At 65.1% G+C, this 23,750-nt stretch carries 27 protein-coding genes and 2 tRNA genes; 7 read left to right on the top strand and 22 right to left on the bottom strand.

The annotated features are described in order from the left end of the window. Window positions 1-157: 157 nt before the first annotated feature. The 12 genes from IVA98_RS35065 to IVA98_RS35120 all read right to left on the bottom strand — a co-directional run bounded on the left by IVA98_RS35065 (window position 158) and on the right by IVA98_RS35120 (window position 8,614). Window positions 158-233 (bottom strand) — tRNA-Phe (locus tag IVA98_RS35065). Window positions 234-415: 182 nt separating this feature from the next. Further along, window positions 416-598 carry a DNA gyrase inhibitor YacG gene (yacG, locus tag IVA98_RS35070; protein ID WP_247281461.1) on the bottom strand — a complete coding sequence of 61 codons (183 nt, stop codon included), beginning with the start codon at window positions 596-598 and terminating at the stop codon, window positions 416-418. Between the two features lie 150 nt (window positions 599-748). Next, window positions 749-1,378, bottom strand: a complete 630-nt coding sequence (locus IVA98_RS35075) for a Maf-like protein (protein WP_247294449.1) — start codon at window positions 1,376-1,378, stop codon at window positions 749-751. 155 nt (window positions 1,379-1,533) lie between these two features. Further along, window positions 1,534-2,001 carry an arsenate-mycothiol transferase ArsC gene (locus IVA98_RS35080; RefSeq protein ID WP_247294447.1) on the bottom strand — a complete coding sequence of 156 codons (468 nt, stop codon included), beginning with the start codon at window positions 1,999-2,001 and terminating at the stop codon, window positions 1,534-1,536. Window positions 2,002-2,006: 5 nt separating this feature from the next. Further along, complete coding sequence (locus tag IVA98_RS35085; RefSeq protein WP_247281464.1) at window positions 2,007-2,504, bottom strand: UPF0262 family protein; 498 nt, start codon at window positions 2,502-2,504, stop codon at window positions 2,007-2,009. Continuing rightward, entirely contained in the window at window positions 2,501-3,796 is a 1,296-nt protein-coding gene (gene hisD / locus IVA98_RS35090) for a histidinol dehydrogenase (protein ID WP_247356705.1), read from the bottom strand. Before hisD ends, IVA98_RS35085 begins: the two co-directional genes overlap by 4 nt. Window positions 3,797-3,962: 166 nt before the next feature. After that, a complete protein-coding gene (locus tag IVA98_RS35095; RefSeq protein ID WP_247294442.1) occupies window positions 3,963-4,406 on the bottom strand; it encodes a DUF2948 family protein in 444 nt (147 codons plus the stop codon). A 191-nt stretch (window positions 4,407-4,597) separates the two neighbouring features. Next, a complete protein-coding gene (locus IVA98_RS35100; RefSeq protein ID WP_247294440.1) occupies window positions 4,598-5,422 on the bottom strand; it encodes an alpha/beta fold hydrolase in 825 nt (274 codons plus the stop codon). A gap of 19 nt (window positions 5,423-5,441) precedes the next feature. Further along, on the bottom strand, window positions 5,442-5,951 hold the full coding sequence (locus IVA98_RS35105) for a hypothetical protein (protein ID WP_247294438.1): 510 nt from the start codon (window positions 5,949-5,951) through the stop codon (window positions 5,442-5,444). 234 nt (window positions 5,952-6,185) lie between these two features. Next, the gene (locus IVA98_RS35110; RefSeq protein WP_247281469.1) at window positions 6,186-6,494 is read right to left on the bottom strand and encodes an EthD family reductase; all 309 of its coding nucleotides are present in this window, start codon (window positions 6,492-6,494) and stop codon (window positions 6,186-6,188) included. Window positions 6,495-6,685: 191 nt separating this feature from the next. Then, on the bottom strand, window positions 6,686-8,392 hold the full coding sequence (locus tag IVA98_RS35115) for an FAD-dependent oxidoreductase (protein WP_247335042.1): 1,707 nt from the start codon (window positions 8,390-8,392) through the stop codon (window positions 6,686-6,688). 39 nt (window positions 8,393-8,431) lie between these two features. Beyond that, entirely contained in the window at window positions 8,432-8,614 is a 183-nt protein-coding gene (locus tag IVA98_RS35120; protein ID WP_247294434.1) for a hypothetical protein, read from the bottom strand. Between the two features lie 316 nt (window positions 8,615-8,930). Here IVA98_RS35120 and IVA98_RS35125 point away from each other — a divergent pair. Beyond that, window positions 8,931-9,005: transfer RNA gene (locus IVA98_RS35125), tRNA-Thr, on the top strand. A gap of 1,254 nt (window positions 9,006-10,259) precedes the next feature. Here IVA98_RS35125 and IVA98_RS35130 read toward each other — a convergent pair. The 3 genes from IVA98_RS35130 to IVA98_RS35140 all read right to left on the bottom strand — a co-directional run bounded on the left by IVA98_RS35130 (window position 10,260) and on the right by IVA98_RS35140 (window position 12,620). Next, window positions 10,260-10,736, bottom strand: a complete 477-nt coding sequence (locus IVA98_RS35130; protein WP_247294590.1) for a cyclic nucleotide-binding domain-containing protein — start codon at window positions 10,734-10,736, stop codon at window positions 10,260-10,262. A gap of 733 nt (window positions 10,737-11,469) precedes the next feature. Further along, a complete protein-coding gene (locus IVA98_RS35135; RefSeq protein ID WP_247294432.1) occupies window positions 11,470-12,102 on the bottom strand; it encodes a ferric reductase-like transmembrane domain-containing protein in 633 nt (210 codons plus the stop codon). 14 nt (window positions 12,103-12,116) lie between these two features. Next, entirely contained in the window at window positions 12,117-12,620 is a 504-nt protein-coding gene (locus IVA98_RS35140) for a peptidase associated/transthyretin-like domain-containing protein (protein ID WP_247281471.1), read from the bottom strand. A 245-nt stretch (window positions 12,621-12,865) separates the two neighbouring features. Here IVA98_RS35140 and IVA98_RS35145 point away from each other — a divergent pair, with 245 nt between their 5' ends. The 6 genes from IVA98_RS35145 to IVA98_RS35170 all read left to right on the top strand — a co-directional run bounded on the left by IVA98_RS35145 (window position 12,866) and on the right by IVA98_RS35170 (window position 17,612). Then, window positions 12,866-13,873, top strand: a complete 1,008-nt coding sequence (locus IVA98_RS35145) for an LLM class flavin-dependent oxidoreductase (RefSeq protein WP_247294430.1) — start codon at window positions 12,866-12,868, stop codon at window positions 13,871-13,873. Then, complete coding sequence (locus tag IVA98_RS35150; RefSeq protein ID WP_247334944.1) at window positions 13,870-14,088, top strand: hypothetical protein; 219 nt, start codon at window positions 13,870-13,872, stop codon at window positions 14,086-14,088. Before IVA98_RS35145 ends, IVA98_RS35150 begins: the two co-directional genes overlap by 4 nt. A 60-nt stretch (window positions 14,089-14,148) precedes the next feature. Next, entirely contained in the window at window positions 14,149-15,444 is a 1,296-nt protein-coding gene (locus IVA98_RS35155) for an O-acetylhomoserine aminocarboxypropyltransferase (protein ID WP_247356707.1), read from the top strand. A 4-nt stretch (window positions 15,445-15,448) separates the two neighbouring features. Further along, the gene (locus IVA98_RS35160; protein WP_247356710.1) at window positions 15,449-16,231 is read left to right on the top strand and encodes an alpha/beta fold hydrolase; all 783 of its coding nucleotides are present in this window, start codon (window positions 15,449-15,451) and stop codon (window positions 16,229-16,231) included. A gap of 68 nt (window positions 16,232-16,299) precedes the next feature. Continuing rightward, the gene (locus tag IVA98_RS35165; protein WP_247281475.1) at window positions 16,300-16,803 is read left to right on the top strand and encodes a DUF6496 domain-containing protein; all 504 of its coding nucleotides are present in this window, start codon (window positions 16,300-16,302) and stop codon (window positions 16,801-16,803) included. Between the two features lie 77 nt (window positions 16,804-16,880). Continuing rightward, the gene (locus tag IVA98_RS35170; protein ID WP_247294421.1) at window positions 16,881-17,612 is read left to right on the top strand and encodes an SDR family NAD(P)-dependent oxidoreductase; all 732 of its coding nucleotides are present in this window, start codon (window positions 16,881-16,883) and stop codon (window positions 17,610-17,612) included. Between the two features lie 231 nt (window positions 17,613-17,843). On the opposite strand, the gene IVA98_RS35175 is transcribed toward IVA98_RS35170, so the two are convergent. Genes IVA98_RS35175 through IVA98_RS35205 form a run of 7 tightly spaced genes read right to left on the bottom strand, consistent with a single transcriptional unit; the run spans window position 17,844 to window position 23,748 of the window. Next, window positions 17,844-18,455, bottom strand: coding sequence for a pyridoxamine 5'-phosphate oxidase family protein (locus IVA98_RS35175; protein WP_247302868.1), 612 nt, complete (start codon window positions 18,453-18,455; stop codon window positions 17,844-17,846). Window positions 18,456-18,484: 29 nt separating this feature from the next. Then, complete coding sequence (gene phnN, locus IVA98_RS35180; protein ID WP_247302866.1) at window positions 18,485-19,081, bottom strand: phosphonate metabolism protein/1,5-bisphosphokinase (PRPP-forming) PhnN; 597 nt, start codon at window positions 19,079-19,081, stop codon at window positions 18,485-18,487. Next, window positions 19,078-20,235, bottom strand: coding sequence for an alpha-D-ribose 1-methylphosphonate 5-triphosphate diphosphatase (locus IVA98_RS35185; protein ID WP_247356721.1), 1,158 nt, complete (start codon window positions 20,233-20,235; stop codon window positions 19,078-19,080). Before IVA98_RS35185 ends, phnN begins: the two co-directional genes overlap by 4 nt. Window positions 20,236-20,246: 11 nt before the next feature. Then, window positions 20,247-20,957, bottom strand: a complete 711-nt coding sequence (gene phnL, locus IVA98_RS35190) for a phosphonate C-P lyase system protein PhnL (RefSeq protein WP_247302863.1) — start codon at window positions 20,955-20,957, stop codon at window positions 20,247-20,249. Window positions 20,958-20,967: 10 nt separating this feature from the next. Next, the gene (gene phnK, locus IVA98_RS35195) at window positions 20,968-21,765 is read right to left on the bottom strand and encodes a phosphonate C-P lyase system protein PhnK (RefSeq protein ID WP_247302861.1); all 798 of its coding nucleotides are present in this window, start codon (window positions 21,763-21,765) and stop codon (window positions 20,968-20,970) included. Then, window positions 21,758-22,648: an alpha-D-ribose 1-methylphosphonate 5-phosphate C-P-lyase PhnJ gene (locus IVA98_RS35200; RefSeq protein ID WP_247302859.1), complete on the bottom strand. Its 891-nt coding sequence runs from the start codon at window positions 22,646-22,648 to the stop codon at window positions 21,758-21,760. Before IVA98_RS35200 ends, phnK begins: the two co-directional genes overlap by 8 nt. After that, on the bottom strand, window positions 22,645-23,748 hold the full coding sequence (locus IVA98_RS35205; RefSeq protein ID WP_247302857.1) for a carbon-phosphorus lyase complex subunit: 1,104 nt from the start codon (window positions 23,746-23,748) through the stop codon (window positions 22,645-22,647). The genes IVA98_RS35200 and IVA98_RS35205 overlap by 4 nt, the downstream gene beginning before the upstream one ends. Window positions 23,749-23,750 lie beyond the last annotated feature (2 nt).

A 23,750-nucleotide genomic window follows, 5' to 3' on the forward strand; every position in this document is an offset into this window, starting at 1 on the left:
CGCCATTGCTGGTGACGAAATTCTGCGCCGCTCCGGCGTTCGCCTGGAGGTGCAGGTAGACCGTCGCATATGCCCAGCCAGGAACGGCCAGCGCGCGCGTAACGCGTGCCGATCTTGGCCTTACTTAACTTCGTGCTTCAGCGCGAGAAAGCGTAGTTGGTGCCCAGGGGCGGAATCGAACCACCGACACTGCGATTTTCAGTCGCATGCTCTACCAACTGAGCTACCTGGGCGTGCTCCAAGAGAGGGGCCAAAGCCCATCGAGCGGGCGGTTTATAGTGGGCCGAGAGCGGCCTGTCCACCCGCCTTCGCCTGAAGGCTGCGCCGGGCGCGGCCCGGCTGTGCACAAGGTGGGGCAGTATCGCCGCGGCTGCGCGCGGCGTTCCTGAACTCAACAAATCATTGATATTGCTTTCTATTCTACGTCGTCTACCTCGTCGTCGCGGCCGGGGATGACGTAGGAGCCCTTCAGCCAGCGGTTCAGGTCGACGTCGCGGCAGCGCGAGGAGCAGAACGGGCGGGTCGCCTGCGACTGCGGCTTTCCGCAGATCGGGCAGGTCTTGAGGGGTTTGGCGGGCGTTTTGAGGTGATCGTTCATGGTGTCGGCGCTTACACGAGGTGAAGGAGTTCAACAGCCTGGCGGGAAAACGGGTTCCTCGGCGGCGCAGGCGTTCGCGCGGCGGGCCGGTGGGGCCATTCTACTGCGCATGGGGTTGTTTCGCGATTTTTGTCGACGGCGCTGTCGTGCTCACAGCGCGGTGGCGTTGAGCCAGCCGAAGCGGATCGGAAAGCCCTCGCCGCCGAGCAGGGTCGTGGTCTCGTACAGCGGCAGGCCGACCACGTTGGTGTAGGAGCCGACCATCTTGACCACGAACGAGCCGGCGATGCCCTGCACAGCATAGCCGCCGGCTTTGCCGCGCCATTCGCCCGAGCCGATATAGGCCTGGATGTCGTCTTCCGACAGGCGCTTGAAGCGGACGCGGGTCTCGACCAGGCGCTGACGAAAGGCCTCGCGCGGCGTGACGACGCAGATCGCGGTGTAGACGCGGTGGTTGCGGCCCGAGAGCAGCCGCAGGCACTGCGCGGCTTCGTCGACCAGGTTGGCCTTGGGCAAAATGCGGCGGCCGACCGCCACCACGGTGTCGGCAGAGAGGATGAAGGCGCCGCGCAGCTCATCATCCAGCTGCACCGATTTGAGCGCCGCATCGGCCTTGGCCCTCGCAAGGCGGTTGGCGCAGGCGCGCGGCAGCTCGCCCCGCTTCGGCGTCTCGTCGACGTCGGCCGGCCGGAGCGCGTCCGGCTCGATGCCGGCCTGATTGAGCAGCGCAAGGCGCCGCGGCGAACCGGAGGCAAGTACGAATTTGGGGCGGCCGAGCATCAGGTGATTTGGGGGATGAAGCGGGGTGAATTGCGCGCGGAACCTATCGGAAGGGGGCCGGTTTCACAACCCGGGAACCGGAGGTTTGGTGATTCGAGAGTTGCCAACACGCGTGTGCGTGCGCTCTGTGACGCGGGTGTTACGCACGCCGCATGCTATCCGCTCGCCGCACCCACCTTCGCGAACCGCCTGCGGATGCGCATCAAGAGCTGATCGCAAACCGCGCGATAGGCGGCGAGCTTCTGGTCACGGCTGCCTTCGATGGTGGTGGGATCCTGCGTCGGCCAGTATTCGACCTCGGCGGCAAGCGTGCGGGTCAGCTCCAGCGCCTTGTGGTGGGCCTCCGGCGACAATGTGATGATGAGGTCGAAGTTCAGGCCCTCCCAATCCTCCAGCTCCTCGAAGGTCTGCGGCTTGTGGGCAGAGATGTCCTGGCCGAGTTCGGCCATCACGGACACCGCAAATGGATCGAGGTCGCCCTTCCTGGCACCGGCCGACTTCACGTAGAGGCCCTGCGGAAACATGTGCTGCAACAGGCTCGCTGCCATCGGCGAGCGCACGCTGTTCATCGCGCAGGCGAACAGCACCGATTGCGGATCGCGTGCGCGTGGCGGCGCCGCCATCGCGCTTAGCCTTTCCAGTGCAGGACAGTAATGAGCGTGAACAGCCGGCGCGAGGTCTCGAAATCGACCCGCACCTTGCCCTTCAGCCGCTCCTGGAGCGTGCGCGATCCCTCGTCATGGATGCCGCGGCGGCCCATGTCGATGGCCTCGATCTTGTCCGGCGTCGCGGTCCGGATCGCCTGATAATAGCTGTCGCAGATCATGAAATAGTCCTTCACAATCCGTCGGAACGGCGTCAGCGACAACAGATGCGCGACCACGGGCGTGCCGTCCTCGCGGCGGATGTCGAACATCAGGCGGTTGCCGGTGATGCCGATATGCAGCGTGAACGGGCCCTGCCCTTCCGCACCGTCGGGCGCGAACAAGTTCTGCTCAATCAGGTCGTAGATCGCGATCGCGCGCTCATGCTCAATGTCCGGCCCGGAACGGCCGATCGAGTCCTCGTCCAGCGTGACGCCGACGATGCGATTGGTCGAGTCGTCCTGTTCGGGCGGCCTTGTCATGACTGATTGAGGCGCAATCCAATCGAGCGCGAATGGGCGTCCAGCCCTTCCGCCTGTCCAAGCGTCATCGCGGCCGGACCTAGCGCACGCAGCTGATCCGGGCCGCATTTCAGGATCGAGGTGCGCTTGATGAAGTCGTGCACCGACAGGCCCGAGGAGAACCGCGCCGAGCGCGCTGTCGGCAGCACGTGGTTGGAGCCGCCGACATAATCGCCGATCGCCTCCGGCGTATGCGCACCGAGGAACACCGCACCTGCATTGCGGATCTTGGCGGCGAGCGCATCGGGATCGCTCGTCATGATCTCGAGATGCTCGGCGGCGATCTCGTCCGCGAGCGGGATGGCGCCAGCAATATCCTTCACCATGATGATGGCGCCGAAATCGGCCCACGAGGCGCCGGCGATCGCAGCGCGCGGCAGCGTCTTCAGCTGCGCCGCGACTGCCTGTTCGACCTCGGCGGCAAGCCGCGCGGAATCGGTGATCAGGATCGATTGCGCGCTGGCATCGTGCTCGGCCTGTGCCAACAGATCCGCGGCGATCCAGTCGGCATTGCCGGTGTCATCGGCGATCACCAGCACCTCGGACGGGCCGGCGATCATGTCGATGCCGACCTTGCCGAACACCAGCCGCTTTGCGGCGGCGACATAGGCGTTGCCGGGCCCGACGATCTTGGCGACCGGGGCGATCGTCGCGGTGCCGTGCGCGAGCGCGGCCACGGCCTGTGCGCCGCCAACCCGGTAGATCTCGGTGACGCCGCCGAGATGGGCTGCCGCCAGCACCAGCGGGTTGAGCTTGCCGTCGGGCGAGGGCACCACCATGACGAGGCGCGCAACGCCGGCGACCTTCGCGGGCACGGCGTTCATCAGCACCGAGGACGGATAGGCCGCGGTGCCGCCGGGCACATAGAGGCCGGCGGATTCGATTGCGGTGTAGCGCCAGCCGAGCTCGACGCCGAGCGGGTCGGTGAAACGTTCGTCCGTCGGAAGCTGGCGGCGGTGATAGATCTCGATGCGGTCACGCGCGAGCTTCAGCGCGTCCAGCGTCGCGGCATCACAGGCCTTTGTCGCGGCTTCGATCTCGGCGGCGGTGACGCGCAGGGAGGCGGCATCCAGCGTAAGCCGGTCGAATTTTTTCGTGGCCTCGAGCAGGGCCGCATCGCCCCGCTTGGCGACGTCGTCGACGATTGCGCGCGCGGCGGCCTCGACGTCCGCCGAGACCTCGCGTTTGGCGGCGAGGAAGGCCGCGAATCGCTGGTCAAAATCGGCGCTGCTGCGGTCGAGACGAACGGGCATTTTGGCTGGGCTTCTGCTGGTCTTTGGGGCGGATTGGCTCACCCGACCCCTGCTCAATGGCGCGGCGGGGAAGCGGCGTCAACCCTTGGGCCGGGTCGTTTCCCTCCGCTGTCGTCCTGGCTTTCGCCAGAACGACAGCGGAATGCGTTGGCTTGGCATGCCATTCTCACCCCTCGATCCCCGGACCCGCCCCCAGCGCGTCCGTCCCGAGGTCGGTCAGCTCGCATTCCAGGCATTCGACGTCGAGGCGGATGGCGCCGCCCTGGGCGAACAGAAGCAGGGCACTGCCGCCGGGCTCCTCGCTGCGGCCACCCTGGGGGTGAAACTCGATGCCGACGAGGTCCAGCACCTTGTCCGGCGCGGCGAGGTCGATGTTGCGCGACTTGCAGGCAAGCACGCGGTCGAAGCGGAGCGCGGCGACCAGCCGGCGCGGCTCGGCCTCGCCTTCCAACGTCTGCTCCCAGTCCAGCCGGCTCATGCCGACGACAAGCCGCTTCTCGCTCTGCCGCCAGATGATGTCGGAGGCCTGGACACGGGCGTCCTGGACATGGGTCGAGATGACAGCGAGATCGTCGGCGTCAAGTGCGATCAGTTTGAGCTGGGGAGACATCGCCGACGCTTCTCCTTCAAGGGCGGACGGGACTCAACGCGCGCGAGCGCCGAAATTTCCGCGCCAAACTATCTGCGCAGCGGACTAGAGGCTATTGATATCCTCCATTTTCAGCATCTTACCTCTCCCGGGCGACGCGGATCATGGCGCGGTGACGAGCGATGGTGAGATCCGGCGGAGCACGCGAAGCTTCACTCCTTGAAGAACGCCAGGAGGTCCGCGTTGATGGTCTCGGCGTGCGTGGTCGGCATCCCGTGCGGGAAGCCTTTGTAGGTCTTGAGGATGCCGTTTTTCAGCAGCTTGGCCGACAGCGGTGCGGAATCGGCGTAAGGCACGATCTGGTCGTCGTCGCCGTGCATGACCAGCACCGGCACGTTGATCTTCTTCAGGTCCTCGGTGAAGTCGGTCTGCGAGAACGCGACGATGCCGTCGTAATGCGCTTTTGCGCCGCCCATCATGCCCTGGCGCCACCAGTTCTGGATCACCGCTTCCGACGGCTTTGCGCCGGGACGATTGTAGCCATAGAACGGGCCGGCGGGGAGGTCGCGATAGAATTGCGTGCGGCTGGCCGCGAGTTGCGCCTGGAGACCGTCGAACACGCTCTTCGGCAGGCCGCCGGGATTGGCCGCGGTCTGCACCATGAGCGGCGGCACCGCGGCCAGGAGCGCCGCTTTCGCGACGCGGCTCTCGCCGTGGCGCGCGATGTAGTGCACGACCTCGCCGCCACCGGTGGAGTGGCCGACATGGATGGCGTCCTTGAGGTCGAGATGCGCGGTCAGCGCGGCAAGGTCGTCGGCGTAATGATCCATGTCGTGGCCGTCGGCGACCTGCGCCGAGCGGCCGTGGCCGCGGCGGTCATGCGCGATGACGCGGTAGCCGTGCGAGACGAAGAACAACATCTGCGCGTCCCAGTCGTCGGCCGAGAGCGGCCAGCCATGGCTGAACACGATCGGCTGGCCCGAGCCCCAATCCTTGTAGAAGATCGCGACGCCGTCTTTGGTGGTGATGGTGGGCATTGCTAGGCTCCTTGAACGATCAGACAAACGCCATCGGCCTGAAGCGGCGCCAGGCGCCGATGGTGAGCAGCACGAAGAACACCAGCACGATGCCCTGTACCACCGCGAACACCGGACCCGAGGGCGGCGCCGGCGGCACGGCGGGCGCGAGCGCGGCGAGCGCCGGCACCTTCAGGAACGACTGGATGACCAGCACGAAGACGTTGAAATAGAGCGAGACCATCGCGGTCACGATATAGATCGGGCGCCAGGCGCCTGCGAGCTTCATGCCGTAGAGCGCGATGCAGGCGATCGCGAGCAGCAACAGCGAGATGATGCCGATGACGTGCGACGGCAGCAGCTTCTCGAAAGGAAACAGGAAGCCGGTCGCGCTGGTCAGGATAGTGAACAGCAGGAAGATTGCGGTGAGGCCCGGCATCGACTTCGAGCCGAGCAGGCCGAACATCACGACGAGGCCCGCGACGATGGCAATCAGGCTGATGACGGCATGGATCATCGTAAACGCAGACAGGCTCAACCCAAGCACCATGACGTCTCTCCTACGTGTCCAGCATTGAGGTCAGGCGATTGATATTACGGTCCTCATCGGATTGCCACATGCGATGGCGCCGCACATGCGCCCCGAGCCATGCGCCATCGTGCGAAAAGACAAACGCGTGCTCGGATTTTTTGCAGCGCTGTCACAAACGACAGCAGGTTTTCGACGAACTTGATTCATCTTCGAAGAGCGGCCCGCGATATGCGGGCCGCCCTTGCGCGTGGTTCACACTTCCTTGGTGTCGAAGATCAGCAGGTCGGCGCCGCCGCTGGCGAATTTCGGCACGTCGCCCGCTGCCGCTTTGCCTTCTGCGCTGCCGAATGCCGCCTGAATGGCGGCCACGCTGTCGAAGGTGAGAATGGCGACGAGGTGGACTCCGGAAGGACCAGCGGGAGAGCCGACCGGGCCGGTGCTGACCGCGTACTTCTTCAAGCCGGGCAGTTTCTTGGCGAGCGGGATGTGGGTCTCGGCATAATGCTTGTCGAAGGCCGCAGCATCCTTGGGCGTCTTGTAGAGCACGACGAGTTCAGCCATTTAGTCCTCCCTTGAACATATTGTGTTTAGACCCTCATGGTGAGGAGCGTGCGAAGCACGCGTCTCGAACCATGAGGGCCGGATCGTGGTTCGGGGCCTGAGACGCGCGCTTAGGCGCGCTCCTCAGGATGAGGGGATAGTCTGTAGCTGCCGACAAGATGGCAAGCTACATTCCCTTGTCTTCTGCTTGCCTAAAGCGCCGGTTTTGCGGCGTCGCCGAGATAGCCGTGCAGGGAGGCCACGACCTGCGCGCCTTCGCCGATGGCGCCGCCGACGCGCTTGACCGAGCCGGAGCGGACGTCGCCAACGGCAAAGACGCCGGGCACGGAGGTCTCGAGCGGCGCCACCAGCCGGCCCTGATTCTGCTCGGATTGCGCGCCGGTCACGATGAAGCCGCCGCGGTCGAGCGTGACGCCGCAGCCGTCGAGCCAGTTGGTGGCGGGATCGGCGCCGACGAACAGAAAGAGATTGCGGATATCGGCAGAATCCTCGTCATCGGAAAGCCGGCTTTTCCAGCGGATGCGGCGCAGCAGCGAAGCCTCGTCGCCTTCGAGCGCGGTGATCTCGGTGTTGAATATCAATTCGATGTTCGGCGTCGCTTCGATGCGTTCGATCAGATAGCGCGACATGCTCGCGCCCAGGCCGCCGCCGCGGATGATCATCAACACCTTCTTCGCATGCCCCGACAGGAACACGGCGGCCTGGCCGGCCGAATTGCCGGCACCGACCAGCGCCACCTCCTCGCCGGCGCAGAGCCGCGCCTCGACAGGAGATGCCCAGTACCAGACGCCGCGTCCTTCGAACTTGTCGAGGTTCTCGATCTCGGGCCGGCGATAACGCGCGCCGCTCGCGACCACCACCGCGCGTGACCGCAATGTGTCGCCGCAATCCAGCGCCAGCGCGAACGTACCGGCGCTGCGCGAGCAGTCCAGCGACTTCACCGACATCGGGATCATGATTTCGGCGCCGAATTTCTGCGCCTGGGTGAAGGCGCGACCCGCAAGCGCCTGGCCCGAGATGCCGGTCGGAAAGCCCAGATAATTCTCGATGCGCGCGCTGGCGCCGGCCTGACCGCCGAAGGCGCGGGTGTCGAGCACGGCGACGGACAGCCCTTCGGACGCCGCGTAGACCGCCGTCGCAAGGCCTGCCGGTCCACAGCCGACGATTGCGACGTCGTAGATGCGGTCATCCTTCGCGCCGCCGATCATGCCGATGGCGCGGCCAAGCGCGGTTTCGCTGGGGTTGCGCAGCACGGTGCCGTCGGCGGTGACGACGAGCGGCCAATCCTCCGGCTCGGGCGAATAGCGCGCGATGATCTCGGCGGCGTCATGCTCGCTGTTGGGGTCGAGCAGATGATGCGGCTGGCCGTTGCGGGTGAGAAAGCCTTGCAGGCGCACCACGCCGGCGGAGTTCGACGGACCGATCAGCACGGGGCCGCCAATGCCGCCCTGGATCAGGCTCACCCGGCGCAGGATCAGCGCGCGCATGATGCGCTCGCCAAGCTCGGCTTCGGCCACCAGCAGCGCGCGCAGCCGGTCCGGGCGTACCAGCAGCACCTCGACATCGCCCTCGGCGCGTCCGTCGACCAGCGCCGGCCGTCCCGAGAGCTGGCCGAGCTCGGCGAGGAATTGCCCCGGCCCCTGATCGATCACGGGCGTGACATGGCCGAGCCCGTCGCGCTGGGTGATGACAACATGGCCAGACAGCACGACGAACATGCCGGGCCCGGGCTTGCCGGTCTCGAACAGGAACTCGCCGTCGGCATAGCTGCGGACCTCGCCGAAATGCCTGATACGCGCGATCTCGGCTGATGCCAGCGTCGGAAAGGTTTGCTCGGGACGGGTGAACCGCGACATCAGCGCGTCGCGGTCGGTTCGTTGCTGTCCGTCCTGCCCCATTGCCACTTCGATGCACTCCAAAATGTTAGCCGCCGGCCTTCAACTGCCGGTCTCGCCGGCGGTCCCCTTACCCAGGGAATCATCGTCGTTCTGCGAAGGCTCGGTCCCTGCGGCGCGTTCGCGCGCCTGCACCTTCCGCCGCTTCAGGTTTTCGCGCAGCGCCGATTTCAGCCGGTCCTGCCGGCGATCAGCGGCCCGCGTCTTGTCAGTCTCGTCGCTCATCGTGGCCCATCACGTTGTCGGCGGCAGGATGCCACCGAATGACGACATCTCAAGAGGTACAAGAGGCCGGCGCAACGAAGCCAGCGAGATTTGGTCGAATTCGAGGGCGGGACCAACTGGCCAGATGGCTGGGGCTCGCCGGCAGAAAAATCACCCCAAAATCGGTCATTTCGGGGCAATAAGGCCGCCTCGGTCGGGCAACCGCGCCGATTTTCTCGATTTGGCAGGGCCGGCAAGCTTGCACATGAGGGGGCCTTGTGGCATCCATCGCCCCGCTTGGCGGGCCTGGTGGCGGCCCGATTCTGTGCCAGCATCTGCTGCCGTAGCTCAGTGGTAGAGCACTCCCTTGGTAAGGGAGAGGTCGACAGTTCAATCCTGTCCGGCAGCACCAGTGTTCCACACATGACAAGGCATTCTCGTGGCTCGATGCGCCCGAGTTTTGCTCTATTCCGCGCCCCTCTTCGGTGAAGAGGGCGCAGGGAAGGCCGGGTGCCGGCTGGCACCCACGGTCCGCTGTGCGAAAGCACACGCAGAAAAACTGCACAGCGGCATACAGGTGAAGCCGAACACACGGCCTTCCCTGCGCAGTGGTTTGACGGCTTATGCCTGCTCTCCCCGGAGCCGAGTTCCTTCTGGCCTCCGTCACCTCGCGAATTGGCGATGCCGCGAGGCCCGGTTGAGCCTCAAAGCATCTCCGCAAGGCTTGACCGTAGCAACGACGGCCAGGACCACACGGTTTTGCCGTACGCAGCAATCCGGCTTCACCCAAAGGGCTTCGCCGGACACGGGCGCCGTCCGTCCGCACGCAGTCAAGGACCTCACGAGGTTCATCTCGCCCTGGCCTCGCCTAGGCATGCCCGACGCTGCCGCGTCCACCGCACCCCCGCCCACGTTTCGTGACGACGTACGATCGTCCCTCTCCTCGGGCCGGGATGGGTGGGAGAATGCCGCAATTCCGAATTTCGGTAAAGTGGAATATTTTTACGGCAGGGGATTGATGAGGTTTTGTATGGGGCGGGTGTTTTGCCCGACGGGTAAAAATTGCAGTGACCCGATATCAGCTTTGTTACGGCGGCTTTCCCTTGAACCTGTACGAGCGACCAACGAATAGACTTGCCAATAGCAATGCAACGATGCCGCCGAAGCCAACCCACGCGCCCCATGGACCGATGTTGCCATGCCGGGAAAGCCCGACCATACACATGCATACCAGTCCTGCCGTAACTCGCAGAATTTCCCAAACAACCCGCTTGCCACCACTTATCACGGACCTGAGCAGCGCTAAGACAACGAAGACCACTAGCCCCCCTGCGAGGAGATTAACTATTAACTTGGCCGTAAAAAGCTGGTCCATACTCTTAATCGGCTCGACAGTTTTGAGTGGCTTCTTGTTTCAATATCTCGCAATAGCGACGCACTTGAGGCGCAACCAATTCCTTCACGAGCGTAGCGCATGCGAGTTGTTTTACTCACAATCCGCTAGGCTGCTTTATGGCTCGCTGTTTAACGGAGCGTTAGTGAAGCACAGACCAAGTCGACGTCTGCTAGCTCGTAAGATGGCTAGAGCGAAGCGAAACCCATCGAGGCCTTGCCTCAGTGACGAAGCATGATGGGTTTCGCAAGCGCTGTACCCGTCTACGGACGGTCAATTGTCGTCACGCATCCGCTGTCCCATGAAGCGCTCGTCGGCACGGCGCAGCCGTCGGCACAATTCGCGATTGATGTTCTGCAGGACGATCACATAGGCGTGGATATCGGCCTTGTAGCAAGCGTAGAGCTTTTGGGCGGTCAACTCGTACAGCACCGTCGGCCCTTCCGCCATCACCGTGGCGGAGCGATTCTGCATTTCAATCAGCGTCATTTCACCAAAGAAATCACCAGGCTCCAGAGCGGAAATTGGGATGACGCTCCCCGAATTCGCCCGTTTGCGCACCGCCAGCCGACCGGATTTGACGATGAACATCGAGCGTCCCTGCTCGCCCTCCGCCACGACGGTTGCTCCGGCATCAAAGCGGCGCTCGACCAGCATCGAGATCAGGAGGTCGAGACTCGGTTTCGGGAGACCACCGAAGAACGGCGTGGCGAGCAGGAACGCCTTCAGATCAGGAGCGCTGACAGCCATCACGCAAGGATACGCCCCGTCGCCATCTGCGGCAAGCAGAGCAGCAGACATCGGCGCTGACGATGCCCGACGTGTTCGCAAGAAGAGGCCAACAAAATACGCGTAGGATGGCTAGCGCGATCTGTCCGCCGTAGCTCAGGCAGTGAAAACGGTAGCGAAATCCACCAAACCCGTTCGGCGGCGAAACGTGGCGGATTTCGCAAGTGCTCTACTCATCCTACGCTTGCCGCCACGCAACACTCCCGCCGCGCACCGTTCGCTTTTTCCAGTGGCGCAACCCGGATGGAGTGCAAGCGTAATCCGGGGCCATTAGCCGCGGACGCAATCCGTTTGACCCTCAAATTCATGGTGATAATGTCGTAATCTGCCGTCTGTCCGGGAGGACACAATGGGATGGTTTGACCGGCTGTTTGGAAGGACGTCGGCGCCTACGACCCCACTCTTTGCGAGATTTAGGCGGAAATCACGGGCACCGACTGATCCCGATCTTCTGAAGATTGCCAAAGACCGAAAAGGGCATATTTCGCGGAGAGCCGTGAGAGATGAATATAATCGGCTGCTTCTGGAGAAGTACGCGCACGACAAATCGTGATCTCTGATCACGTCCAGCTCGTGCGATCGGGAGAGCGATTTGTCCGCCGTAGCGCAAAGAGCCAAGGCGGCAGCGAAGCCCGTCGAGGCTTGCCGATGACGAAGCACGATGGGTTTCGCAAGTGCCCTACCCATCCGACGCCTACTGCCGCGCAATGCCCTCTCCGCGCAGCCTCCGCTTTCTCCAAACCAGATCAGCCATCACTTTGATGGCCGCCCCGAGAACGAGCGCACAAAGCACAACCTTCGAGATCGTCTCCATCGTCCCCTCGATCAGCAGGCAATGGGCCACGCTGGCTGCGACGATGACGATCGCGAGGGGAATATGGACGATGCGCCAGGTTCGCAGCCGCAATCCCAGCCGCCGCCGCAAGAGAGCCAGAAGCGCGACAGCGAAGATGGCCCACATGGCGACCACGCCAAAGGGCGAGAATGGCGTCGGCGATGAGAAGGTAAGGGCGTCGATCATGTCGGGCGGACTGGTGATCCAGAGGCCGGCGACATGGATCACCACCGCAAAGGCCAGCGCGCCGCCGATCCAATGATGGGCACGCCGTCCGCGATAAGCCGACAGCCCCGGCAAATATCCGCCGATCAATAGGGGCTGAACGAGCACAAGACCGAGGGCGACGATCCCTGCGAAGCCGGCGAGGATGTAGACCGGACCGCGCCAAGCGAGCAGGTCGCTTCCTGCTGCGGCGGCGATCGGCACGCAAATGGCCAAGGCAAGGGCGACCCAGATCAGGATCGCCCGGGCCGATTCCCATCCCTTCATTTGCAATTCGCGGCTCAAGCCGGCTGCAGGACGAAGTGCGCCTCGAGGCTGGTTTCCTTTGCGCTCCGCATCACCGGACGCAGAAAGACGGTTTTGAACTCGCCGCTGTCATAGGCGAGGTGGCCATGCGGCTGGCCGAAGATGGGAATGATCTGCGGCATCTCGAGCCGGAACTTGCCGTCCTTGTCGGTGAGCGTGGCGCCATGACTCTGCGGCTCGTGCTCCTGCCCCTCGACGGTGTGCGCCCAGATCTGGATGCGCTGCCCGGCGAGCGGAGCCCCGTCGCCGGCGCGGCGCACGGTACCGCTCATCCAGAAGCCACCCTTTCCGATCCGCTCCACGATCGCCGCGCCCTTGCGATAGTTGTTCGCCCCGCCCGACATCGACTCGGTCGGCGCGAGACCTTCGGCACGGGCGGGCAACAGCAGCCCGGAAACTCCGCTCGCCAAAACCCCGGTTGCGAGCACCGAGCCGCCAGCGGCGAGGAGGTTGCGGCGGTTGAGTACGACCGTGGTCATGTCAGTTCCTCCTGGCAACCGAGCAGTACTCCGGCAAGCTACAACAACAGGCGCAAAACGCCCAGTTGAGACGAAGGGCGCGATAGATCGCAATAACAGTGTTGTGAACGGGCGGCGCGGGCTGCAGCGCGAAGGATGCGCTGCTCCGTCAAGATCAAAGTCGCGCGACAAGTTCGAGCAGCATTCCCACCCCTGGGCCCCTATATGTGAGGCCCGCGCACACGCGCCCTTCACGGGTACCACACATGATCCCCTTCTCCGTGCTCGACCTCGCGCCCATCCGCCAAGGTGGCGACGCCGCGCAGGCGTTTCGCAATTCGCTCGATCTCGCCCGGCATGCGGAGGCCTGGGGCTACAAGCGGTTCTGGCTGGCCGAGCATCACAACATGACGGGGATCGCAAGCGCGGCGACGTCAGTGGTGATCGCCCATATCGCGGGGGGAACGAAAACCATCCGCGTCGGGTCCGGCGGGATCATGCTGCCGAACCATTCGCCGCTGGTCATCGCCGAGCAGTTCGGCACGTTGGAATCGCTCTTTCCCGGACGGATCGATCTCGGCCTCGGGCGGGCGCCGGGCACCGACCAGTTCACAGCAAAGGCGCTGCGGCGCGACCTTGCCACGGCTGCGGAGAACTTTCCGCATGACGTGCTGGAATTGCAGGCGCTGCTCGGCGATGTGCAACGGAACCAGGCGATCCGCGCGGTGCCGGGCATGGGCACGAAGGTGCCGCTGTGGATCCTGGGATCGAGCACCTTTGGCGCGCAGCTTGCGGCGATGCTGGGCTTGCCTTTCGCGTTCGCCTCGCATTTCGCGCCGCAGATGATGATGCCGGCGCTGCGCGAATATCGCGCGCGCTTCGAGCCCTCGGCGCAACTCGACAAGCCTTATGCGATGATTGGTGTCAACGTGTTTGCCGCCGATAGCGACGCCGAGGCGCAGCGCATGTTCTCATCGCTGCAGCAGCAGTTCATCAATCTGCGCCGGGGCACGCCGGGCCCGCTGCCGCCGCCGGTCGACGACATGGATGTGCTGTGGTCACCGGCGGAGAAGGCCGGTGTCGGCCAGGCGCTGTCCTGCTCCGCGGTCGGCTCGCCCAGAATCGTGGAGGAGAAGCTGAAGGCACTGATCGCCGAGACCGGCGCGGACGAGCTGATGACGACGGGCCAGATCTACGATCACGCCGCCCGGCTGCGCTCGTTCGAGATTGCGGCCGAGGTGCGGGATCGGCTGGCGGGGCAGAAGGGAGCGTGAGCGCGTTGGGCCTTGATGTGCTGGAGGCTGACCGTGAGCTGGCCGAACGCGAACTGCATCATCGCCATCCTCGCCGCGATGCGGCGCAGGACGCGCGGAAGATCGTCGCGGCCAACGAGAAGAGGTTCGAAGCTACCAGACGCGGAGATCTTGCTGCGCGAGGCCGGGATTATCGCGCAGGCGATCCGGTCTTAGAGGCGCTGTCAATGGGCTGACGCAGCGCTTCTTTTTGTGGCACAAGGGCGGCCTCCGCCGATCGACCAACGAGGCCACGCATGCCCGCGCCAAAGCCGCCTGCCTTCGAGACCCTGAGCCTGCATGCGGGCCAGCATCCGGATCCCGTAACCGGCGCCCGCGCCGTGCCGATCTACCAGACCACGTCCTATGTGTTCCAGGATTCCGATCACGCCGCCGCGCTGTTCAACCTGGAGCGTGCCGGCCACATCTATACGCGCATCTCCAATCCGACCACAGGTGTGCTGGAGGAGCGGCTCGCGGCGCTCGAAGGCGGTGTCGGTGCGATCTGCACCGCCAGCGGCATGGCCGCGCTGCATCTGGCGATCGCGACACTTTTGAACGCCGGCGACCACATCGTGGCATCGAGCTCACTCTATGGCGGCACCATCAACCTGCTGGCGCATACGCTGCCGCGCTTCGGCATCACCACCAGTTGCGTCAAGCCGCGCGATCTCGACGCGTTCCGCGCCGCGATCGGGCCGACCACGAAGCTCGTGATCGGCGAGACCATCGGCAATCCCGGGCTGGAAGTGCTCGACATTCCCAAGGTCGCGGCGATCGCGCATGAGGCAAAAATTCCGCTGCTGATCGACAACACCTTCGCCACGCCCTATCTCAGCCGCCCCATCGAGCTCGGCGCCGATATCGTCATGCATTCGGCGACCAAATGGATCGGCGGCCACGGCATCGCGATCGGCGGCGCCATCGTCGACGGCGGCCGCTTCGACTGGCGCGGCTCCGGCAAGTTCGGCGTACTGACCGAGCCCTATGGCGGCTATCACGGCATCGTCTTCGACGAGCAGTTCGGCACCGCGGCCTTCATCATGCGCGCGCGCACCGAGGGCCTGCGCGACTTCGGCGCATGCCTGTCGCCGACCAACGCGTTCCAGCTGCTTCAGGGCATCGAGACGCTGGGCGTGCGCATGGACCGGCATATGCAGAACACGCACCTCGTGCTGGACGCGCTGAAAGCCAACAAGGCCGTCGATTGGGTGCTGCATCCCTCGCTGGAGAACCACCCGGACTTTCAGCTCGCAAGGGCGCTGCTGCCGCGCGGTGCCGGCTCCATCGTCTCCTTCGGCATCAAGGGCGGCCGGCCCGCCGGGCGCAAGTTCATCGAATCGCTGCGCATGATCAGCCATCTCGCCAATGTCGGCGATGCCAAGACCTTGGTGATCCACCCCGCCTCGACCACACATCAGCAGATGGATGCCGAGCAGCTCAAGGCCGCCGGAATCGGCGAGGAGCTGGTGCGGCTCTCGGTCGGCATCGAGACGGCAAGCGACATCATCGACGATCTCAACCAAGCGCTGCGCATCTCGCAAAAGGTCTGACGCCATGAAGGTTTCCGTCAACGGTACCGATGTGTTTGTCACAACCGGCGGCCGCGACTTCGACAAGTCGCTGCCGACGGTCGCCTTCATTCACGGCGCCGGCTTCGATCATTCGACCTGGGGGCTGCACACGCGCTGGTTCGCCCATCACGGCTTTTCGGTGCTGGCGCCAGACCTGCCCGGCCACGGGCGCTCGGCCGGGCCGTCGCTGTCGACCATCGCCGAGATGGCCGACTGGACCGCGGCGCTGCTGGATGCGGCCGGCGCCGCGAAGGCCCACCTGATCGGCCATTCCATGGGCTCGTTGATCTCGCTGGAGGCGGCGGCGCGGCATCCGGACAAGGTTTCTGCGCTGAGCCTGATCGGCACCGCCGCGACCATGACCGTCGGCCCGGATCTGCTCAAAGCCGCAGAAGCCAATGACCAGGACGCCGTCGACATGGTCTCGATCTGGGGTCTCGGCTTCAAGGCCGAGCTCGGCGGGAGCCTCGCGCCGGGCCTTTGGATGCATGGCGGCGCGCAGGCCGTGTTGAAGCATTGCGAGCCGGGCGTGCTGTTCAGGGATCTGTCGGCCTGCAATGCCTATGCGAATGCACTTGCCGCGGCTGCGAGCGTGAGGGTCCCGGCCACGCTGATTCTCGGCGAGCGAGACATGATGACCCCCGCGAAAGCCGGCAAGGCGCTGGCGGCGGCGATCCCGCATGCGAAGACTGTCATCGTGCCGGGCGCGGGGCACATGATCATGGCCGAGCGCCCCGACGAACTGCTGGCGGCGCTGAGGAACTGAAAAGGATCAATCGTCCGGGTTATGCGTTGCGGTGAGACATCCCTGTCATCTCGAAGGGAACTCGACCCATGCCAAGACAGGAAATCATTCGCAAAGCGAAGCAGGACAAGCGCGCCGGCAAATCTGCGAGCACGCAGGCCGGCGAATTCGTCAAGGACGAGATCGACAAGATTCGTAAAGGCAAGCACGGCGCGCGCTCGACAAAGCAAGCCATTGCCATCGGCCTTTCCGAGGCACGCCGCGCCGGCGTCGATCTGCCGCCGCCGCGCAAGGGGCGCACCAAGAAATCGACGCGCCGCAGCGCCAAATATGCCTATGAGGTCGGCCAGGGCAAGCGCACCCCGAAGCGCCGGCCGCGCGTGTCGCGCGCCGTGGAAAATGTCCTGAAGAAGGAGCCGCGCTCGACGGCGTCGCGCAGCGCGTTGTCAAAACAGGCCAAGAGCGCCGCGAGCCGGCGAACCGCGGCGTCACGTTCGGCCGCTGCGCGGAAAGCGAGCCGCACCAAAGGCGCCAAGACCCGCTCCGCCGCCGCCAAGAAGGCGGCGCGCACCAGGGCGCGCCGGCGGCGCTAATTCATGTAGCGGCCTTTTGACTTGAACGGCAGTGGCTGACGCCCGACGATCCCGCTGTGATCGGATCGGAGTTTCTCATGTCAGACAGTCTGAAGGGGCGCACGGCGCTCGTCACCGGCGGCTCGCGCGGAATTGGCGCGGCCGTCTGTCGCGCGCTGGCCGAAGCCGGTGCCGCCGTAGCGATCAACTGCCGCGAGCAGATCGGTCAGGCCGAGCAGCTGGCAGGTGAAATCGGCGAGCACGGCGGCCGCGCCATCGTCGCCGCAGCCGACGTCTCGCAGCGCGAGGCCGTGGCCGGCATGGTCGAGCGCGTCACGGCCGGACTCGGACCGATCGACATCCTCGTCAACAATGCGGGCATCGCGATCACGCGCGGCATCGATGATCTCAGCGAAGAGGATTTCGACCGGACCATCCTGGTCAATCTGAAATCCGTGTTCCTGTGCACGCAGGCCGTGCTGCCGTCGATGCGCTCCCGGACGTGGGGCCGCATCGTCAACGTCTCCTCTGGGGCTGCGCGCGGTGCCGGCTCGATAGGGCCGCACTACAACGCGTCCAAGGCCGGCATGGAGGGCCTCACGCGGGGTTATGCCGCGCGGCTGGTGAAGGAAGGCATCACCGTTAACGCGGTGGCGCCATCGCTGATCGAGACCGACATGATGAGCGGACAGCAACAGCTCGTCAGCCGCATCCCGCTCGGCCGCTTCGGCACGGCGGAGGAGGTGGCGAAGGCGGTGATGCTGCTGGTCGACAATGCCTACATGACGGGTCAGACCATCGCGCTGAGCGGCGGCATGGCGTTTAATTGAGGTGAGCCGCCGCCGCGGACTCGTTCTTCCCTTCTCCCCTTGTGGGAGAAGGTGGCCTTCGGCCGCCGTTCTCAAGAACGCCGAAGCGAAGCTTCGGCTATGGCGCCGGATAAGGGGTCTCTGTCCGCGAGATCAGCTGTGAGACGGGCGCTCGCGGAGAGATACCCCTCACCCGTCTCGCCGCTATCGCGGCGAGCCACCCTCTCCCACAAGGGGAGAGGGTAAGAAACGTCACCACATCGTCGCTGCGGCTCGCGCGGGCCAGGCGCGGTCGTACTCCGCGCCGCCGACCCTGTTCTCGCTCATCTCGGCCAGGATCTGGCCGGGCGTCGGCAGGGTCTTTGGGTCGACGCGCTTGTCGGGATTCCAGAGGTCGGCGCGGACGATGGCGCGGGCGCATTGGAAGTAGATCTCGTCCACGCTCATGACCATGACGCAGCGCGGTGCCTTGCCTTCGACCTTGAACGAGGCCAGCAGTTCGGGATCAATCGAGAGATGGGCGCGGCCGTTGGCACGAACCGCATTGCCGGAGCCGGGAATCAGGAACATCAGCGACACCCGGGGATCGCGCACGATATTGCGCAGGGAATCGACCCGATTGTTGCCGCGGCGGTCGGGCAGCATCAGCGTCTTCGGGTCATGAATGCGGACAAAGCCGGGGAGATCGCCGCGCGGCGAGCAGTCGATGCCCTCCGGCCCGATCGTGGCGAGCGCCGCGAACGGCGCCTTCTCGATGTAGATGCGGTAGAGCGGGGTGACATGGTCGGCGACTTTCACGGTCGAGGCATCGTTGGTGACGCCGTAGATGGCCTCCAGCTGTTCGACCGTTTCGATCACCGACATTCTTCCACTCCTCCTTAGCGTGCCCGCCATTACTCATGCCAACCTTCATTCCTGATCACGCGCACGAGCTGTCGGCTGTGATACTCCGCGCTGCCGGCGTTGAGGATGGTGATATCGGCATGCGCCCGCGCGACATCGACACTGCGCGACAGCCGCGCCGCGATATTGCCGTCGCTGTGCCGCGCCCGCGCGGCAAGCCGCTGCGCCAGCACGTCTGGCGGGGCCGTGATCGCGACCACCACGACATTTGCATAGGCTTGGCGCAGCGCGCCGATCACCGTGCGCGAGACATTGACGACCACCGTGCGTCCGGCACGGATATCGTCGTTGATCTCGAGCGGCAGCGCGTAGGAATGCCCGTGCGCCTCCCAGTGCATGGCGAACTCGCCATGCTGCTGACCGCGGCGGAATTCGTCGGGGCCAAGCGCGAGGTTGTCTTCGGCAGCGGAGGATTCCCGCGTCACGAGGCGGCGTGGAAAGACGATGTCGTGATCCTCACTGCACGCCGCCCGCGCCAGTCGCAAAAGCGTGTCCTTGCCGGCGCCGCTGGGACCGACCACAAGCACCAGCCGCCCGGGTCCGATCGCGCCCGCGACCTCCTGCGCCATGGCCGCGGTCTCGCTCATGCGACACGACTCCCTTCGCGCCAGACGCTGCGCACGACGGGGACGCTGCCGGCAACATGCACGCGGATCAGGTCGGCGCGCTTGCCGACCGCGATCTCGCCGCGATCGGTGAGTCCGACCGCATCGGCAGGCGCCTTGGTTACGGTGCGGATCGCCGACGGCAGATCGATCGCCGGCACATGCTCGGGCAGCTGCAGCGCGCCCATCAGCAGGCTCGACGGGATGTAATCCGACGACAGGATATCGAGCAGGCCTTCGCGGGCGAGATCGATCGCGGCGATATTGCCGGAATGCGAGCCGCCGCGCACGACGTTGGGAGCGCCCATCAGGATGTCGATGCCGGCGTGATGCAGACCGCGCGCGGCTTCGAGCGTGGTGGGGAATTCCGCCACGGCGACACCGTCGCGCACGGCATCGGCGACGTTCTCCTCGGTGGTGTCGTCATGGCTTGCGAGCGAGATCTTGTACGCATGCGCCAGCGTCACGATCTCGCGCATATTGGTCGCGGCATAGGCCTTCTGATAGGCAAAGCGCTTCGCGAACAGTTCGTCGAGCTCGGCGTCGGTCTTGCCGCCGCCCTTGCCGCGATAATAGTCGCGCAGCTTGACCTCGTCGCGAAACTGGCGCTGGCCCGGCGTGTGATCCATCAGCGACATCAGCTTGACGTCGGGCCGGCCGATCAGCTCCTTGGCCTCCTCGACGACGCTCGGCATCGGGATTTCACAGCGCAGATGCAGGAAATGGTCGGCGCGCAAGAGGCCGGCATCGCGCGCGATCGTGATCGCGGCGGCGAGCACGCCGGCGCGGCCATCGACTTCCTCCGCGCCGTCCTCGCGCCAGACCCGGAGCGAATCGAACACGGTGGTGATGCCCGAGGTCGCGAGCTGGCCGTCATACGAGATGACGGCGGCGACCGGATTCCAGAACACCTTCGGTCGCGGCACGTAATGGGCTTCGAGATGGTCGGTGTGAAGCTCGATCAGGCCGGGCATGACGAGGTCGCCGCCAGCATCCTCGGCGCCGGCGGGCGCCCTGCCCTCGCCGATCTCGGCGATGCGTCCGTCGACGAGAGCAAGCCAGCCCTGATCGATCACCCGGTCAGCCAGCACGATCCTGGCGTTGGCGATGACCGTGTCCTTCGGCTTGGCGTTCATGTCCATTTCCTTCAAGCCGCGGCGGCGAAGCTGGTGACATCGACGATGCGGTCGGCAATCAGATGCCGGATTTCGTCGTCATGGACAATGGCGACCATGGCGACGCCCTGGCGTTTTTTCTCAGCGATCAGCTCGACCACCACAGTGCGGTTGGCGGCATCGAGCGAAGCGGTCGGCTCGTCGAGCAGCAGGATCGGCAGATCCGAGATGAAGCCACGCGCGATGTTGACGCGCTGCTGCTCGCCGCCGGAGAAGGTCGCGGGCGGAAGCTGCCACAGCCGCTCGGGAATGTTGAGACGATGCAGGAGCACGCCCGCGCGGGCTTGCGCCTCCGCGCGCGCCAGGCCGTTCACGATCAGAGGCTCGGCGACCACGTCGATGGTCGCAACGCGGGGCACGGCGCGAAGGAACTGGCTGACATAACCGATGGTGGCGCGGCGGACGTTGAGCACCTGCCGCGGCTCGGCGGCGGCAAGATCGATCAGCGCGCCGCGGTGGCGGATGCCGATGCGGCCGGAATCGCAGCGATAATTGCCGAAGATCATCTTCAGGATCGACGACTTGCCGGCGCCTGACGGCCCCGACAGCACGACGCCTTCGCCGGGATCGACATGGAACGTCACGCCGCGCACGACCGGCAATTTGATGCCGCCTTGCAGGTGCATCGTAAAGGTCTTCCGGGCGTCGGCGATGTCGATCATGGCAGTCGTTGCAAGGCTCATGTTGGCAGGCTCATGGCGGCAGAATCGAGGAGACGAGGAGTTGCGTATAGGGCTCGCGCGGATCGTCGAGCACCTGATCGGTGAGGCCGGTCTCGATGACGCGGCCGCCCTTCATCACCATCACGCGGTGCGACAAAAGGCGGGCCACCGCGAGATCATGCGTGACGATGATGACGGCGAGGTGCAGCTCGGCGACCAGGCTGCGCAGGAGATCGAGCAGGCGCGCCTGCACCGACACGTCCAGGCCGCCGGTCGGCTCGTCCATGAACACCAGCCGCGGCCCGGTGACGAGGTTGCGCGCGACCTGGAGCCGCTGGCGCATGCCGCCGGAATAGGTGCGCGGCGCATCGTCGATGCGCGCGACGTCGATCTCGACGCGCATCAGCCAGTCGGAGGCGGTGTCGCGGATGCGGCCGTAATGATTCCATCCCACCGCCATCAGCCGCTCGCCGACATTGGCGCCGGCCGAGACCGCCATGCGCAGGCCTTGCGCAGGATCCTGATGGACATAGCCCCAGTCGGTGCGGAACAGAAAGCGCCGCTCGGCCTCGCCGAGCGTCGTAAGATCGCGGGTGACGCCGTCGCGCATCCGGTAAGAGACCCGGCCGGCGCTCGGCGTGAGTTGAGCCGACAGCATTTGCAGCAGCGTCGACTTGCCCGAGCCGGATTCGCCGACGATCGCCAGCACCTCGCCGGGATAGAGCGCAAAGGACACCTCTCGGCAGGCGGCGATGCGGCCGAAGGACTTGCTGAGCGACTCCGCCACCAGCAGCGGCTGGTCGTTTTCGAGCGTATCGAGTTCAGCCATGTGAGCCCGCCCTCTCCTTGTACGGTGCGGCGCTCAGGCTGCCGTGATGGCCGGCGGCCTGCCGGCCCTCGCAATAATCGGTGTCCGAGCAGACGAACATCCGGCCGCCCTTGTCGTCGGTGACGATCTCGTCGAGATAAGAGCTTTCCGCACCACACAGAGCGCAAGGCGCGTTGAAACGGTACGGCTCGAACGGATGATCCTCGAAATCGAGCGACACGACTTTCGTGTAGGGCGGGATCGCGTAGATGCGCTTCTCACGGCCGGCGCCGAACAATTGCAGCGCGGCACAATTGTCCATCTTGGGGTTGTCGAATTTCGGCGTCGGCGACGGGTCCATCACGTAGCGCGCGTTCACCTTGACCGGATAGGCATAGGCAGTCGCGATATGGCCGAAGCGGGCGATGTCCTCATAGAGTTTGACATGCATCAGGCCATATTCGGCGAGCGCATGCATGCGCCGCGTCTCGGTCTCGCGCGGCTCGAGGAAACGTAGGGGTTCAGGGATCGGTACCTGATACACCAGCACCTGGTTTTCATGCAGCGGCGTCTCGGGAATGCGGTGGCGCGTCTGAATCACGGTTGCCTCGTCCGTCGCCGTCGTGGTGGCGACGCCCGCCGTCTTGGCGAAGAACTTTCGGATCGAGATCGCGTTGGTGGTGTCGTCGGAGCCCTGGTCGATCACCTTCAGCACGTCCTCAGGTCCCAGGATCGCCGCCGTCACCTGCACGCCACCGGTGCCCCAGCCATAGGGCATCGGCATTTCGCGGCTGGCGAACGGCACCTGATAGCCGGGGATCGCGATCGCCTTGAGGATCGCACGGCGGATCATCCGCTTGGTCTGTTCGTCGAGATAGCCGAAATTATAGGCGGGCGCGTTCATTCCGCGGCCTCCTTCATGGCATCGGGCGCATTGGCCTCGGCAAATTCCTGGCGCAGCTTGCGGAGCAGGCCGAGCTCGGACTGGAAGTCGACGTAATGCGGCAGCTTGAGATGCTCGACGAAGCCGGTCGCCTGCACGTTGTCCGAATGCGACATTACGAACTCCTCGTCCTGCGCGGGGGCACGCACCTCCTCGCCGAGCTCGCGAGCGCGCAGCGCACGATCCACCAGCGCCATCGACATGGTCTTGCGCTCACTCTGGCCGAAGGCGAGGCCATAGCCGCGGGTGAAGCACGGCGCTTCCGTCGCCGAGCCCTTGAACTGGTTGACCATCTGGCACTCGGTCAGCTCGATCGAGCCGAGCGGCACGGCGAAGCCGACGTCCTCGGCGAAAAATTCGACATCGACCTCGCCGAAGCGAATCTCGCCGGCAAAGGGATGGTTCCGGCCGTAACCGCGCTGGGTGGAATAGCCCATCGCCAGCAGAAAGCCTTCGTCACCACGCGCCAGATTTTGCAGGCGCAGGTCGCGGTCCGCCGGAAAATTCAGCGGCTCGCGGGTGAGATCGCCGACGCTGGCGCCGTCCTCGGCCTGCGGCGAGGACTCGATCAGTCCGTCGCGGCCAAGAATATCCGTCACGCGCGGCGTGGGTGCCGTTGATGCTTCCGCCGTCACTGGCGCTTCCGGCACAACGCCTTCTGCGAGCGAAGGATCGAGCAGGCGGTGGGTATAATCGAAGGTCGGCCCGAGGATCTGGCCACCTGGAATATCCTTGAAGGTCGACGACACTCGCCGCTGCACGCGCATCGCGCCGGTGTCGACCGGCTCGCTCGCGCCAAAGCGCGGCAGCGTGGCGCGGAAGGCACGGACCAGGAAGATCGCCTCGATCAGATCGCCCCGCGCCTGCTTGATCGCGAGCGCGGCGAGCTGGCGGTCATAGAGCGAGCCCTCGCTCATGACGCGGTCCACGGCGAGACCGAGCTGCTCCGAGATCTGCTCGAGCGTGACTTCCGGAACGCTTGGGTCACCGCGCCGCGCGTTTGCAAGCAGGAGATGGGCGTTCTCGATGGCGCGTTCGCCGCCTTTGACTGCGACATACATGC

Source organism: Bradyrhizobium sp. 160 (genome assembly GCF_023073735.1).
Classification (GTDB): Bacteria; Pseudomonadota; Alphaproteobacteria; order Rhizobiales; family Xanthobacteraceae; genus Bradyrhizobium.